This window comes from Xanthomonas sp. BRIP62415 (assembly GCF_003993515.1).
GTDB lineage: Bacteria > Pseudomonadota > Gammaproteobacteria > Xanthomonadales > Xanthomonadaceae > Xanthomonas > Xanthomonas euroxanthea.
Window position 1 is genome coordinate 118,517 of sequence record NZ_QEZH01000013.1, and the last position, 13,386, is coordinate 131,902.

Here is a 13,386-nt window from a genome sequence, read left to right on the forward strand (position 1 = left end):
CGTAGAAGAAAGCCGCCTGCGGAGCTCTTCATTGGCCGATCGGGCAGCGTTATTGACCGAAAGCAAACAGCCGCTACCCTCGATAAACCTCCCTAATCCTAGAAATCGGATAGCACCTCCCTGCTTAGCCCTGTGTGCCAAGGTCCGCTTTCGGCCAGGAGCGGACCTTAGTGAAGGACCGCTTTCTTCTGGATCCACCCAACGAACAGAGTGGAGGCCCACGTTACACCACCCCGCCAGCCCCCCATACCGGCCGTTGCATATCGGCTCGATGGATCAGTTCGCCGCTCCTGGCGGCCATTCCTCCGGAACCAGCGCGGGCGGCTTGGTCCACGGTTTCTCGACCAGCGCGTCTTGGAACCACTGATCGCGCAGGTTCGCATGCTCAGTGACGATCAGTTGGAAGCCTGGAACATCGTCCTGTGTGAACTTCAGCAACAACTCGAACAGCCGGCGCACCGCATCAAGGTCGGCGTCGGATTCCGTCTTCTGCACGGAACCGTCGGCATCCCTGTAGACCTGCTCGGAGGGGAAGTAGACCTGGGTTGGTTGGTCGATCAACAGGAAGCGCGGAATAGGACGGTTGTTCTGCGCCGCGAACAGGTGCAGGGCGAGCAGTGCTGACAGATGGTAGGCCAGATGGTTCTCGCCGCCGCCGGTCCTTCCCATCGGCACAGGACGCTCGGGTCGATCGAAGATTATTGTCAACTGCGGCAGGTTGAGCCGCGCAGGGTAAGGACCGAACTCGGCGTTGAACTTCTGGATGTATCGCGACACCTGTGCGGAGATGTTGTTGAGGATCGAGGTCAGGCGTTCGCTGCTGTCGTCGGCACCGATCTGCTCCTCAAGCTGCTTAACTTTGTTGATGAGACGGCGATTCTCTGCTTCCAGTTTGGCAAGATCCTCATTCGGGAGGAGCGTTTCCAGGAACAGGCTGATACGGCCGACCACGCGCGCGGCTGCGTTGTTGCGGGTGCCCATCTGGGCGATGACTTCGTTGGCCGAAATCGCCGCGGATAGCTCCGCTTCCTTCTGCTTGATATCGCCCGCGATCCCATCCGCTTTGCCGGTCAGTTCGGCGAGGTAGGCTTCGAGCTTGGGGCGCTGGCCGGTGGCGATGCGCAACTCTTTGTCGAGCGATTCCAATTCGTTGAGCAGGACGATGGCGACCGGGGATTCCAGCGCCAAGTTTTGCTCGCTGAACGGCCATTGCCATTCGCCACTGTCGGGGTTCTTCGGCAGTGCCTTGATTGAGGCCAGCCGGTCTATCTGTTCGGCGGCCTCGTTTTCGTAGCCACCCGCCCGCTTGGCGAACTGTCGTGCCGCGTCGATCCGGTTCTGAGTATCACGGCGATCCTGACGCAACTGGACTAACTCATCCTCCAGAAACGAAACCCGGCTGCCGTCGTCGTCTGGCACCCTCTCAGGCTTCCACGACAGCGCCGACCTCAGTGCGTCAATGATCCCGTCCGCATTCGGGTTCTCATCGGTGTTGCCAATGACCCCCACTGTCTTTGCTTCCGAGTAGAGGCCGATGGCTTGTTCATGCGATGTGTCGACGGCGTCGCGCGCTTGCTCTAGCTTCTTGTTGCTGACCCTCAGATCGCGCTGCGCTACGCGTAGCTTGGATTCCAGCTCGTAGCGATCGTGGGAGGAGACGCCAAGCAAGATTGGCAACGTGTCGCGGATCGCCTGCGGTTGGAACTGCTCGTTCTGGCGATAGAAAAGTTGATCCTTGTTGGCGACCAGTCCCTGCTTCTGGAACAGGTAGTAGAACGTGTGCTTGACGTTCGCGTCGTAACTATCTCGGCTGTGCTCAAGCGCGACTTCGGTGCGGTTCTCGGGAATTCCAAGCAAGCGCGACAGCAGTTCGACAATGCTGTCATCGTCAGTGTTGACCGCCAGATCCTTGAACTCGGGCACCTGCAATTGGGTACCCCTTCGCAACATTGCCGTGCTGCAACTGGCGCCACTGCCGGGCGGGGTCGGCTTGGCAATAAGCACTTGTTCTTTCTCGAACTGGTAGATCACCGCAAACCAAGACACTTTGTCCCGGATGATGCCTTCCGGGACGTTGAACGAGGAGCGTCCCATGCAGTATTCGATAATATCGGAGAGCGCAGACTTGCCGGTGGAGGAGCGACCGGTGATGACATTGAGTCCGTCTACCTTAAACCGGAGGTCTCGGCGCTGGCCGTCATGGCTGTAGATGTGGATGGATCTGATCTTCATGGACGAATCCCGAAAGTCGTATAAACGGTCGCCCGGTCGGCTATGCGTGCAAATTCCTTTCCGACGATCCGCGCCACTTTCTGGCAGGCGACGGTTTCGGCGGTGCCATCTACGCTCTTGCGGACCTTCCTGGGCACGGTCTGGATGCGACCGTCGTCCGTGACGGCGATGCAGCCTCTTTCCATTAGCAAACCGAACCCCTCGAAGGCATACGGCAACATCTGCGTGACCCGGTCCGCGAAGCCCACCATGATTTGCTGGTTCTTCTCCGCGGTCTTGAGCAGGTAGCTGCGTGGACTGCTGGCGATCACTTCGCGTGAATCCTTGTGCAGGCACAGGGGTAGTACAAGCAGCGACAGTGAGAAGGGCATGCCGCGGGCATCTTCTTCTTCGTAGCCATGCAGGGCGCGGAACAGGACCAAGCCACAGAATGCAGGGTTGAACAGGTTCCGAATCTCGAAGGGGCGCTGATCCCATCGCTTCACGATGCCACCCCCAGCACCTGGCCAAGGCGGTCGAGGAATCTGGGATGCCAGTAGACCTTGGGTTCGGGCGTGGCATCTGCCAGGATGTGGAAGCTGCCGCGAAGGACATAGGGCTCCGTCACCCGTGCGCGAATGCGTAGGGATTCGATCTTCCCAGTCTCAAATTCCGCCCAGTTGTAGAGCGCCGCGCCGGCTTCGCGCAGTGCTTCTTCCGCGCTGTCGTCCTTCAGCTTCTCGAAAGCGACATCCTTGTAGCGACCCCACTCATCGGTGAGGCGATCTTCGTACTCCTCGACCTCTCCCAACACAAGCAGGTTCTCGCGCGCCCAGGCCGATCGTTGTTCGAACGCCCGGTAATAATCCAGAATCGCGCTCCTGATCCGATTTGAGGAAATGCCGATCTCGCGCAGTTGGGCCACGAACAGGCGTGGGTCGGCATCAGTGTCGATCTCGTCTGCGGGCGCCTTTCCACGGAAGGTGATAGGTAAGTTGTCCGCCTTGTATTCCTCGGCGAAGTTCGAGAGCTTGTCCGAGACTTCGTAGCCGAAGATCCCTTCCGACTTGGCGCCAGTCAACTGCTTGATCATCGCATCGGTCCACCAACCCTCCAGCCGCTCGAAGACGAACTCTCGGTGCTCGCGCCGGATGCTTCGCATGTGCTTGTCCCTTATGAGCGCCGGGATGTCGCCGATGCGTGGGCTGCCATCGAGGATCAGGATGCGTTCGAGAAAATCCTGCTTTTCGGGATCTCTCAGTTCATTGAACGCCTTGGCGATCGGTGCGATGAGTTTTGATGTCGATTCGGCAAGCGCGGCATCGGCCAATTCGGTAAGCGTTGCCGCATCACGGGAGGCGACAGGCTGATCGGGGAGAAGATGGGCAAGGAACGAGCCGGTGGACACCGTGCCAGTGGTGAACAGGAAGAACCGCAGGTTCGACGCAGCGCGGCCATCTCTCTTGTACCGCACCAGCCAGATGTTGACGGACTTCCAGAAATCGGTTGATAGGTCGGTGAGCCTATCGCCGATCGCTTTGTGCTTCAACGAGGCCAAGGACTTGCCACCGTCGCCGTCTATGAAATCGAGGTCATCGTCCTTTTCGAGGAAGATGGAAGTATCTTCCGGCAATTGAAGCACTTGTAGCAGCGCGAGACGTGCCTGGTAGATATATCCCAGACCCTGCTCGCCGGCTGAAAACTTATCGGTGGGCGCATCGACCATGCAAAGTCCTTGTGCTGTTCTTGGAGGTCGGGGACGACGATAAGCTAGGGCCACATAGCGCATCTTCCGATGCGTTATGTCTTTACTCTCTTTTCCCCCGACTATGGCCGAAAATCCGCCCCCCCTGCCTGTCCATTCCTGGCAATAGTAACAAATCGTTTTAGAGCGGCTAACAAAACGTAGCGAGCAGCCGTCAGGTGGGCGCGGACGGCGCGCAGGAACGACAGTGTACGAGTGGTACATGAGGATTCTGAGCACCGGCCGCGCCCGCCTGGCGGCCGCGCAGTAGTTTTGTTAGCTGCTCTTAGCCGGGGGGATCAATTTTATATTTCGCTGCTGGGGCGGCGCATGGGCACCTCCACGACCTTGAGCCTGACTCGATTCTGGAGATTGTTGTGCTCTTCGAAGTAGCGTGCAGTCGAATGCTTCTTGACAGTACCATTGAGCCGTAGCTTGACCGACGAGAAGCACCGATTTGAATCAGGAACCACCAGATGGAAATGTAGTCGGCGACCTTGGTATTGTCTCGCAAGGTAAGCATCGGCCTTGTGCAGAATCCAACGAACTTCATTGGCGCTGATGCGCTTTCCGAATGTATATTTGCACTGGACGTAAATGGTCTCGTCATCGCGTTCAAGAACCAGATCCACGCCGCCGTCCACGAAGCCGAATTGAAGTCCTCGGTACGTCACCGCATAGCCTTGAGCCTCGAACTGCAAACCGACATGTCGTTCGTACACATAGCCCCAGTGAGAGGGTGAAAGCGAAGCGTAGGGGAAACAGTGAACTGACTTTCCGTCCTGGACCACGTGCAGCACTTTGTTCATGCTATCGAAAACTAGATGGCCGGATCTCAATGCTCGTCCGAGCCGCAGTCGTTCCTTCGTAGTGCTGCCTTCTCTTGTGGTTTCAGTCGTCATGATCTCTGCTGTTCGGCGTCGATGATCCTTCTCTCCGTTGACAACGATAGCCCAACTGGGCGTCTCCCGGCCTTGCCGGGCCGCGCTGTCGTGCTGCGCATAGATCCGAAGACGCCAACGCGACGTGGACCTAGCAGCACCGCCAAAACCAACTGGCCGGCTTGCCGGTGCAACAAAGCCCCCTTGCGGGGGCCTCGTTCGTCGGCGCTTGGGTGGGGATTCTCGTCCCCGCCCCCAACGCCGGGTGAGATGGCTTGGACGGCGCACCCATGGTAGCGAAAGCTCTTTGGGCCACCATCAGGGGCCATGTCGACCGGCTGTCAGACTTCTTCCAGGAACGTGTCGGATTTCTCAGCCAGCCACTGCTCCACGGCTTTTCCTTTGAGTTCCTGAGCCAAGTAGCTGGAGCAAAGCGAGGTGCCGTCCGAACGCAGGTTGGCCACCGTATGTGCGGCCAAGACTGCAGCCCCCAGAAGGTGTACCTGAGTGCGCCCGCTTTCCTCCCAACCCTTGGGGAGGGATTCAATGGCGGCCAAGGCCTCTTGCCCTGAAAGGTATTGGATGCAAGTGAGGTAGGACCACTGGAGGCCCACTTCCTCGCGCAAGCGCTTGCCGGCGGCCTTCTCGTCCAACCGGCCTTCAACACTGTCCAGCAACACTTGGGCGGCCGCGATGGCCTTGCCTTGGGGAGAGAGCCGGCTCTTCTTCTTGGGGAACGTTCCGCGCACGATCAGGCCTTCTTGGTTGCTTTCTTCGCAGGCTTCTTGACGGCCTTCCGGGCGGCTTTACTCACCGGCTCGCTTGCCTTCTTGACCACCATGGCGAGTGCCTTCTTCACTCTGCCATCGGCTGACGGGAACTTCACCGGGATAGACCTTAGCCCATGCCTTGCCCTCGGCGGACTTGGCCCATGCCTTAAAGGCCTTGGGGGCCAAGCCGCGGCCTGCCCAGGTTTCCCCGCTGGGAAGGAGGTACTTCGGAGCCACCTTGCCGAGCTTGCGGCACTTGCGGGACCGCGCGGCGTCCTTGGGTGCGCGCAACGGCTTGGCGTCGATCGTTTCCCCGATGAGCTTGGCCACCTGCTGCCGCTGGGCGGGGCTGAGGATCTACGCATACTTCTGGAGGACCACTAGGGCTTTCGGCACCTCGCCGTCGCGCTTCTCCACCAGTTCCTTCTGGGCTTCGAGCTGTTTGATCTCGGCATTGAGGGATTTCAGCGTGATCAGGGGCAAGGGAGGGCTTCGTTTGGGAATTCAACGGTTATAGCCCACCGCTGGGGCATGACCACCCGACACTGCCTAGGACTACCAGGAGAACCAAGTTTCCTTCAATTTTCCACTGGGTCACTTCGGGAACGGTTCTGGATCTTCTTTACATCTGGCTCAAGCTTCTTGTTCTGGTCCAGAAACTTGGGTCACCTCACAGCCGGGCGATGGCCGTGAGGTGATCCATCCCGGCCAGAGCGAACGTGCGCCGAGCCTGCCTCAGGTGGCAGTAGCCGATCAAACAGAGTGGCGATGAGGGGGGGCTGGCGCACATAACAGGCAATCGCTGAGGCGTAACGGTGCGCCATTGCGGTGCCTGGTGAATCGCCCAGAGCGCTGTAGACAGGCACCACCCTCACTGGATGTCCGCTATTGGCCAGAGGCGGACCTCTGCCCTACCCCCGATAACGCTCCCTAATCCTCTGCCCCGCCCTGCGCAGTGTCCGCTCTCGGCCGTACGCGGACATTCGTGCGGGTCAAGCGTGTCATGTTCATACTGGGATCACTCCTCGGCAGCGGTCCGACATATCGGCGCCGGTCTCAAGCAGAAAGCTGCTTTCCGCCTGTGACGACTCATTGGAGGGACTTCGAGATAAGGCACTGCTGCTGTTTGGTTTTGCCAGTGGCGGGCGCCGACGCAGTGAGATCGCGGCAGCTGACTGGCAGGACCTGCGCCGCATCGGCGAAGACGCTTTCATCTATCGGCTGGAGCACAGCAAAACCCAGCAGGCTGGTCCGAGCGCAACTGCCACACCCGACAAACCGGTGCTGGGCCGCGCAGGACTCGCCCTGGCTGAATGGCTGAGCGCGGCCGACATCACAGATGGGTCCCCTCTTCCGTCGCCTGTGGGTGAATGCGTCGGTCCTGCCCTGGCGCCGAAGGCGGTTGCAGCGATTGTGCAGCGGCGGGCATTGCAGGCGGGGTTGAACGGGGACTTTGCCGGCCACAGCCTGCGCTCGGGCTTTATCACCGAGGGCGGCCGCCAGGGCATCGCCCTGCCCGCCTTAATGGCGCTGACTGAGCATCGCTCCGTCGCGCAGGCGATCGGCTACTTTCAGGCCGGGGACGCGTCAAGCAACCCAGCGGCTCGACTGCTTGATCTCTAGCGCGGGCCAATGCGTCATCGGCCCTTGCGCGGCTCCCGCTTCGCAGGAGTTTTCTCAAGGCTTTTGAGCAGATCCTTCTTCTGGCGAACGGATAGGTCATTCCACTGCAGAAGCAGTTGGGCCAACAGCTCGTCTTCGGTGTAGAGAAACGCCGCGGGTATGCCAAGTACCTCAGCCAACTGTTTGGCTGTCTTGATCTGGGGTTCGTGCTTGCCGCGTTCGTACTGGTTGATACGTGGAGAGGCCACGGCGGGATCCAAGCCGGCAAGGATGCCGAGCTGCTTCTGAGATAGCCCGGCTCGTTCGCGCGCCTGTGCTAGCCGCAGCGCAAAAACCGGATGTTCTGCCGTCCGCCTGTTCACTTTTGCCCCCTCAAGGAGGGCTAAGGATGGCGGAAGTGACCGGCGCTTGGATACTAAGATATTCTTAGATGCCATGGCAACGGTCAGCACGCAGTCCGCGGTCCTGGATCGACTGCTCCTGGTCCTTCGTCGAACCGATGAACAACTCAAAAACGCAGTCTCGGGATCTAGTGCGTCCTGACGCCCCAACTATTAGCGACGTCCGTCATCTAGGCGGTCGTGGCGCCCTCTATCTTCTGGCTTTGGTACAAGCTCGCCACGCGCGAACACGCGTGGCGCCCACGGTGGAGGGCACTCACAGTGTTCTTTCGGTATTGGATGCGCTGGGGGTTGTCCGAGTCGAGCCGGAGGCCGGCCCGGATAGCCATACGATCGACGGTGACAAGATTGCCTGGTCCTACACTTGGCCACACGTCCTCTTCGAAGAACTGGAGGTGCGGCTCAAGGACTACCTGCAAAGTGAGGCTCAAGAGCCCCCTTATGCAGAGATGTGGTTAAGGGTCTGGCAGGAGCTGGTTCCGCAGGACGTGACAGCCTATCTTCGGCATCAATTGCGCATACATCAGTTTCCCGACTTTTTTCTTGTGGAGCTGGCCCGGCTACTCATGCTTTACGACTCGCTATACAGCCTGGGCCACTGGCGTTATGCATGCTGGGCAGCGGTGCGCAGCATGGCGTCGATATCCTTGCAATACCCTGGCAACGTCGAGATGTTGAAGTCCACGCTAAGCAGCGAATTGCCGCGGCGGCTCAGGCTCACTCAGGGCAGCTTGGAAGGAAAGCTTTGCTTTTCTCCGTCCTACTCTCTTCCGGACTGTGCGCTTACGTCGGTGTTCTCCACCGTCGCCACGCGACTGGGCGATCGGTACTGGATGTCGCCCCCAGCCCTCGAGCTGATCTAGCACCTACGGCTCTTTGCTTGCTCAACGTAGAAGCGATGCTCTTCATGGCGACGGGCCTCCTTGGGCCTGATTGTCGCAGAAATTTTAGTGCTGGCTGATCTAAATTACAGGGAGTAGGTCAACCTTCTAAGGCACGTACTGCGTGCCAATATAGGGCTAGGGGTTGGGGTTGAAGAACTCATCCAAGATGCCTGCGAGCCCGCGGAGAGCCCGGAATCTTGAGATATAGCGCAGCATCTCAACAGCGTCCTCATCAGAAGTGTTGAGGTTACCCAGGAAAATATCGTCAATCAGATCCTGCCGCTGCTGACGAATTGCTCTCGCAGTCTCCATCCACTCCTGATCCGCGTCGCCTTCAGAAAGTCGTTCTAGGATCTGGTCGCGAAGCACTTGATAGTTCTCTTGGAAGTCATCGAAAAATAGCTCCATGTCGCCGTCCCTTAGCACAATGGGCGATGTGTAGGAAGCCTCACATCTTTGCAGCATGTGGTGCGAGGTATACACCGACACAACAGGCAGCTCGGTGTGGCACCGATCCCGCCGCGTTCTGAAGCCCAGCACCTCAGGCGACACTGGGCCACTGGGCCGACGCAGCAGACGGACTTCAATCAGCGTCGCCAGCGCCTGGCCAACCAGGTGATGCGCATCCCATCGGGTCAGGATGCGGCGAACTGACCAGCGAAGCGCGTCCAGGTAGACGTCGGCCTCTTTGAGCGATAAGGCGTCCAACGCGAGCCGGAAGGAACATGCCAGCAAGGCAATGGCATCCACAGAAGCAAACTCGCCAATGTTGTAGGCGTTTTCCGCGATGGTGCGTAGGTCTCGATTGTCACTTGCTACATTCTTGAAACCGCTGCTTATAGCCACCACCCGCTGTGTAGGGGTCAGCCGAACCAATCCCAGCCTTCTCAATAGGTCAGCGTGGATCGCCCGAATCTGGTCTCCTGGCAGAACTTCGGGCCCTGTGAGTTGCCAGAACGGGGAGTTGTAAAGCGCCGCCGCTGCACTTTGGTGGTAGTCAGCGTGTACGGCCTCCACGAGCTTCAGGCCATTGATGCCCCGCAGCTTTCCCGGGTCGTTTCCGATGTGGAAGTAACGCTGAAACACTTTCCGGAGCGGACGTTGGGTGGACGTTCCACCATCAATCTTCTCCAGCCAGTGCTCATCAAGAGCATGCCAGGAGTCAACCTCCGGCGTGCACACCAGGACGATCCAGGCCCACAGGCGATGTCGCGTTAGCAGCGCGATGTCCATCGGGGCCGGACCAGGCCGCTTCGGGTGGTTCTTTGGAGTGTCAGTTCCCATGGGAAATGGCATGCCACCGGCACTCCGCAAACTGTGCAACAGTCTGGGGGAATACGCCACTCGTCGCCAAATCTAGCCATGAAAGTCTCTCTCATGCACGTAGGTTCCAAAGACGCACCCAGCCAACCCCTCGCGGATCTACTCGCAGAGCACGGTGAATTGGTGAGTGGCGGTGACCTCCAACGCTGCTTGGGTTTCAAGAGCGCCCGATCGTTTCAGCGTGCTCAAAAGGAGGGGCGACTGCCCGTCACCACCTTCTCGCTGCCCGGTCGACGAGGCGTGTTCGCGCGCACGCGCGACATCGCGGCTTGGCTTGGCTCCTTGGGGGCCGCCGGCTAGCGCTCATGGAGGGCGCGCCTTGCATCAGGGCCACGACAGAGTGGCCATCCACAAGAAGAGAGGTGCTGATCGCCTAGATTTGACGACCACAATGCAAAAAGCCCCTGCGAACAGGGGCTCGGGATGCAAACTTAGTTAGCGGCTAAGTGCGTCCAGGGGACCACGGTTCGCAGGCTCTGTCAATGCTTTCGCCCTCTTGGACGTAAAGGCACGGGCGGCATTTGCCTGGAGAACCTCATGCACATCTAAGGTCCACGCCCGCACTTAGCACGTGCCGGTCGACCCCATCGCCTTCCCGTCCTCCGCCACTAAGCACAGCGGCGCCGCCATTTCTGTGGAACTAGCGGCGGACCCTGGACCGACGGCCGTCGACGCACGCCATCGATTGTGGTGCACACGCCCTACCCCAACCGCAGTAAATCGCACTGCGGCGGTTACGGCTGTGCGCCTACCCATCAATCGAGGACGCGACGTACCACTTCCCTGGAGCACCCATGTCATTCATCTCACAAATGTCCCCGGGCAGCCCGGCTGCCTTGCCCCGAGCGATTGACCCGTCCGGATCGCTACACCAACCCGGGCCCCGCCCCTTCGAACCGCGAATCTACGGCAGACGCGAATTCGAAAAGCGCGACGTCTACGGTTTCCTTTCCATCAAGGAGGCGCGACCGGTGGAGGTCGACGGACTGCCGGCCATAGCGGTGGCACTGGCGCTCGAGTGCGATCCGCATATCGCGTGCTACACGGAGCGTCCCCGCACCCTACCCTTGGGCGACAAGAACACCGAGCTGCACTTTTGGGTGCGGCATGCCTCGGGTTTCGAGCAGTTCCTGCTGCTTGTGCCTGATGCCGACTGCGTACAAACCGTAGGTGGAATTCCGCGGCCGCGGGAAACTGAGCGTTGGCAGGCTATGGCACGTGATGCCGGCCTGCAGCTCCGCTTCGTGACCGAGCATGATGTACGTGTTGCCGGCGCGACGATTGCACAGCACAACCGACTACTGGCCTTTGCTCAGGTAGCGCAGTCACTGGGCAATCGTCTGGCATTGCGCGCACGAATCCTCGCCAACGTCGAGCAACAGTCGCGTGCGCGGATCGACCAGCTTGAGGCAGCGCTCGCACCGTTCGATTCGGCAGATGTCCAAGCGGTGACTTGCGAGCTGATCTGCCTCGGAGCCCTTGACTTTGATCGCGAGCAAGAACTCACCCGGCGTTCGGTTGTTGCGCGGAGGAATCGCACATGAAGCCGCGCTTCACCATCACCGAGGCCGACGCGCTTCTAGCCTTGCCGCGGCCGGACACAAAAGCGATGACGGACCGGACTGAGGAGGAAAAGCAAGCTATCGATAATCGCGTCGGCGCATTGGTGGCTCTGTTGGAGGGAGCGCCGATCTCGCAAGTCGCTACGGCGTATTCCATATACCCCAAGACACTGCGTCGAATGCTGGACCTTTGTGCCAAGCCCGCCATCAACGGCGGGATCAATGGCTTCGCGGTATGCATTCCAGGGGCGCGACTTGTAGATCCACAGCCCCGCCACACCGGCCTCCCGCCACAGGGCCGGGCACATGCGATGACGCAGCTGGTCCTGGCAATTCCAGAGCTCGGCGCTTTAGTCGCTAAGTTCAAGGGAGAAGTGCCCACACGAACGCGAACTAGTCCTGCATTCGATCGACTCTACGCACACATCAAGCGGATGCTGAAAGAAAAGGGGTTGGATGATTGCTACCCGCTCAACACGCGCGATGGTGGTCGTAGAGCGCTGTCGACGTTCATAAGGCGCTCGCGCGAGCACAACGCCGACCAAGCGATGGCTTTTTCGGCGCCCATGGCCTTGACGAAATGGAAGGAACTGGCAGACATCCGGCCGTTCGATGAGATGCAGTTCGATGGGCACTACATTGACCTCAAGGACCAGTGTGTCGCAATACCACTGCCCGATGGCACTTCGGTGCTTGCAAAAATCTCTGGGCTCCTGCTGCTTGTTGAGTTCGATGTGGGGTCGCGCGCCTGTGTTTCTTGGCAGGTGGTCATTGACGCTTCCTACGATCAGTTTGACCTGCTGCGAACATTGTCCGCTGGGCTCACGCCGTGGCATCCGCGTGACCTCAGTGATCGTCGTATGCGCTATCTGCCTAATGCGTGGATGCCTGCGGCAATGCCGGGCCTGTTGCCTCGTGCGCTCAAGCTGTCGCTTGACAACTTCTCTGGTCATTTGGCCAAGCATGCCCGCCGCACGATGCTGCACCACCAACTCGGCATCTATAGATTCGGTGTCGCTGGAATTCCGCAAACCCGCGCCGAGATTGAAGCGTTCTTCAAGCTCATCGAACAGAAAGTGCTCCGCTTCCTCGCCGGAGGATTCGAGCCAGAGACGAAAAATCGGGTTGAGCAGAAGGTTTCTACACGCATGGCGTCGAACTATCCGATCTTCGCCGACTTGCTGGAGGACTTTCTCGATGTCGCCATTAGTACCTATAACGTGTCCGCACATGCGGAACTGCATAATCGCAGCCCGCGCGAGGTCGCCGAACGCTACATCGAGCTTGGTGGCATGCCACTGCGCTCCTCGCGCACGGCCGACGACGCGCGCGATATGCGGCGAATCCGTGTCCAAGTGACCATTCGCGGGAGTAAGAGCGGCGATGTTCTACCGCACGTCAACTACGGATATGGCACCTATCGTAGTGACACGCTCAATCCCCGTACGGACTTGATCAGCGAAAAGTTCCACGGCTACATCGAAGACGATGACGCCCGATTCCTAACATTGCTCGATGAGCGTGGCCTGCCTTACATCACGCTGCAGACGCTACCTCCCTATGCACGCACGCCCCACACGCTCGCCGAACGCAAGCGTGCCGAAAAGCTGAAAAGGTCCCATTCGGGGCGCTGGGAGGGTATCGACGACTTAATCGAGGCCTATCACGCCGACGTCCGCGAATGCGCACGACATCTCAAGTGGGCGGCGGACGAAGTTGCCAGTGGCGCTTCGCCCCGTGCACCAGTTGACCGGCCGCTCGGCACCTCCAGCGGCGCGGCGCAAACGCTGGCGGGACTTCCGCCACGTGGCGGGCCGGTGAACCTCCGCCGGCGCTGAACCGTTGCCTCTTCATTTATGGCGGCGGATCGCCGCCTTGGAGTTCAATCATGAAAACCAACAGACCCCATTGCTTAGACGGCACGACGTCCTATCAGATTCAAAGCTTTGCTCGTGTTGGCAAAACAAGCGCAATCCAGCTGTCTAGC

Annotated in this window: 12 protein-coding genes, 1 other RNA gene and 1 pseudogene; 4 read left to right on the forward strand and 10 right to left on the reverse strand. The window is 59.5% G+C overall.

Features of this window, described 5'->3' with window-relative positions; all coding sequences use genetic code 11:
* Window positions 1-276 precede the first annotated feature (276 nt).
* The 8 genes from EO141_RS03785 to EO141_RS21825 all read right to left on the reverse strand — a co-directional run bounded on the left by EO141_RS03785 (window position 277) and on the right by EO141_RS21825 (window position 6,089).
* Window positions 277-2,232: a DUF3732 domain-containing protein gene (locus EO141_RS03785; protein WP_065031345.1), complete on the reverse strand. Its 1,956-nt coding sequence runs from the start codon at window positions 2,230-2,232 to the stop codon at window positions 277-279.
* Window positions 2,229-2,654: a three component ABC system middle component gene (locus EO141_RS03790; RefSeq protein WP_231110578.1), complete on the reverse strand. Its 426-nt coding sequence runs from the start codon at window positions 2,652-2,654 to the stop codon at window positions 2,229-2,231. Before EO141_RS03790 ends, EO141_RS03785 begins: the two co-directional genes overlap by 4 nt.
* A 59-nt stretch (window positions 2,655-2,713) precedes the next feature.
* Window positions 2,714-3,937, reverse strand: coding sequence for an ABC-three component system protein (locus tag EO141_RS03795; protein WP_065031347.1), 1,224 nt, complete (start codon window positions 3,935-3,937; stop codon window positions 2,714-2,716).
* 167 nt (window positions 3,938-4,104) lie between these two features.
* A non-coding RNA gene (locus EO141_RS03800) (sX9 sRNA) lies at window positions 4,105-4,180 on the reverse strand.
* An 80-nt stretch (window positions 4,181-4,260) separates the two neighbouring features.
* The gene (locus EO141_RS03805; RefSeq protein ID WP_081280519.1) at window positions 4,261-4,857 is read right to left on the reverse strand and encodes a restriction endonuclease; all 597 of its coding nucleotides are present in this window, start codon (window positions 4,855-4,857) and stop codon (window positions 4,261-4,263) included.
* A gap of 320 nt (window positions 4,858-5,177) precedes the next feature.
* A complete protein-coding gene (locus EO141_RS03810; protein ID WP_065031349.1) occupies window positions 5,178-5,585 on the reverse strand; it encodes a hypothetical protein in 408 nt (135 codons plus the stop codon).
* A gap of 57 nt (window positions 5,586-5,642) precedes the next feature.
* On the reverse strand, window positions 5,643-5,936 hold the full coding sequence (locus EO141_RS21645; protein ID WP_231110579.1) for an H-NS family nucleoid-associated regulatory protein: 294 nt from the start codon (window positions 5,934-5,936) through the stop codon (window positions 5,643-5,645).
* Window positions 5,937-5,963: 27 nt separating this feature from the next.
* Window positions 5,964-6,089 (reverse strand): hypothetical protein, encoded by a 126-nt coding sequence (locus EO141_RS21825; RefSeq protein ID WP_256359909.1) that lies wholly within the window; start codon window positions 6,087-6,089, stop codon window positions 5,964-5,966.
* Between the two features lie 585 nt (window positions 6,090-6,674).
* Between EO141_RS21825 and EO141_RS03820 the strand changes: the two are divergent.
* A pseudogene (locus tag EO141_RS03820) lies at window positions 6,675-7,229 on the forward strand (site-specific integrase); the annotation flags it as partial.
* Window positions 7,230-7,243: 14 nt separating this feature from the next.
* Here the strand turns inward: EO141_RS03820 and EO141_RS03825 are convergent.
* Window positions 7,244-7,591 (reverse strand): helix-turn-helix transcriptional regulator, encoded by a 348-nt coding sequence (locus tag EO141_RS03825; protein ID WP_065031351.1) that lies wholly within the window; start codon window positions 7,589-7,591, stop codon window positions 7,244-7,246.
* Between the two features lie 272 nt (window positions 7,592-7,863).
* On the opposite strand from EO141_RS03825, the gene EO141_RS03830 reads away from it, so the two are divergent.
* Complete coding sequence (locus EO141_RS03830; RefSeq protein ID WP_231110580.1) at window positions 7,864-8,493, forward strand: hypothetical protein; 630 nt, start codon at window positions 7,864-7,866, stop codon at window positions 8,491-8,493.
* 156 nt (window positions 8,494-8,649) lie between these two features.
* Here the strand turns inward: EO141_RS03830 and EO141_RS03835 are convergent, their stop codons facing one another.
* On the reverse strand, window positions 8,650-9,747 hold the full coding sequence (locus EO141_RS03835; RefSeq protein ID WP_065031352.1) for a hypothetical protein: 1,098 nt from the start codon (window positions 9,745-9,747) through the stop codon (window positions 8,650-8,652).
* Window positions 9,748-10,631: 884 nt separating this feature from the next.
* Here EO141_RS03835 and EO141_RS03840 point away from each other — a divergent pair.
* Together EO141_RS03840 and EO141_RS03845 are read left to right on the forward strand one after the other, a co-directional pair.
* Window positions 10,632-11,381 (forward strand): hypothetical protein, encoded by a 750-nt coding sequence (locus EO141_RS03840; protein WP_126944114.1) that lies wholly within the window; start codon window positions 10,632-10,634, stop codon window positions 11,379-11,381.
* Entirely contained in the window at window positions 11,378-13,237 is a 1,860-nt protein-coding gene (locus EO141_RS03845) for a hypothetical protein (protein ID WP_065031354.1), read from the forward strand. The genes EO141_RS03840 and EO141_RS03845 overlap by 4 nt, the downstream gene beginning before the upstream one ends.
* The last annotated feature ends 149 nt before the right edge of the window (window positions 13,238-13,386 follow it).

Excerpts from the sequence above, each read along its gene's own strand:
- EO141_RS03785 (WP_065031345.1), bottom strand. The coding sequence starts at position 2,232 with ATGAAGATCAGATCCATCCACATCTACAGCCATGACGGCCAGCGCCGA.
- EO141_RS03795 (WP_065031347.1), bottom strand. The coding sequence starts at position 3,937 with ATGGTCGATGCGCCCACCGATAAGTTTTCAGCCGGCGAGCAGGGTCTG.
- EO141_RS03805 (WP_081280519.1), bottom strand. The coding sequence starts at position 4,857 with ATGACGACTGAAACCACAAGAGAAGGCAGCACTACGAAGGAACGACTG.
- EO141_RS03835 (WP_065031352.1), bottom strand. The coding sequence starts at position 9,747 with ATGGACATCGCGCTGCTAACGCGACATCGCCTGTGGGCCTGGATCGTC.
- EO141_RS03840 (WP_126944114.1), top strand. The coding sequence starts at position 10,632 with ATGTCATTCATCTCACAAATGTCCCCGGGCAGCCCGGCTGCCTTGCCC.
- EO141_RS03845 (WP_065031354.1), top strand. The coding sequence starts at position 11,378 with ATGAAGCCGCGCTTCACCATCACCGAGGCCGACGCGCTTCTAGCCTTG.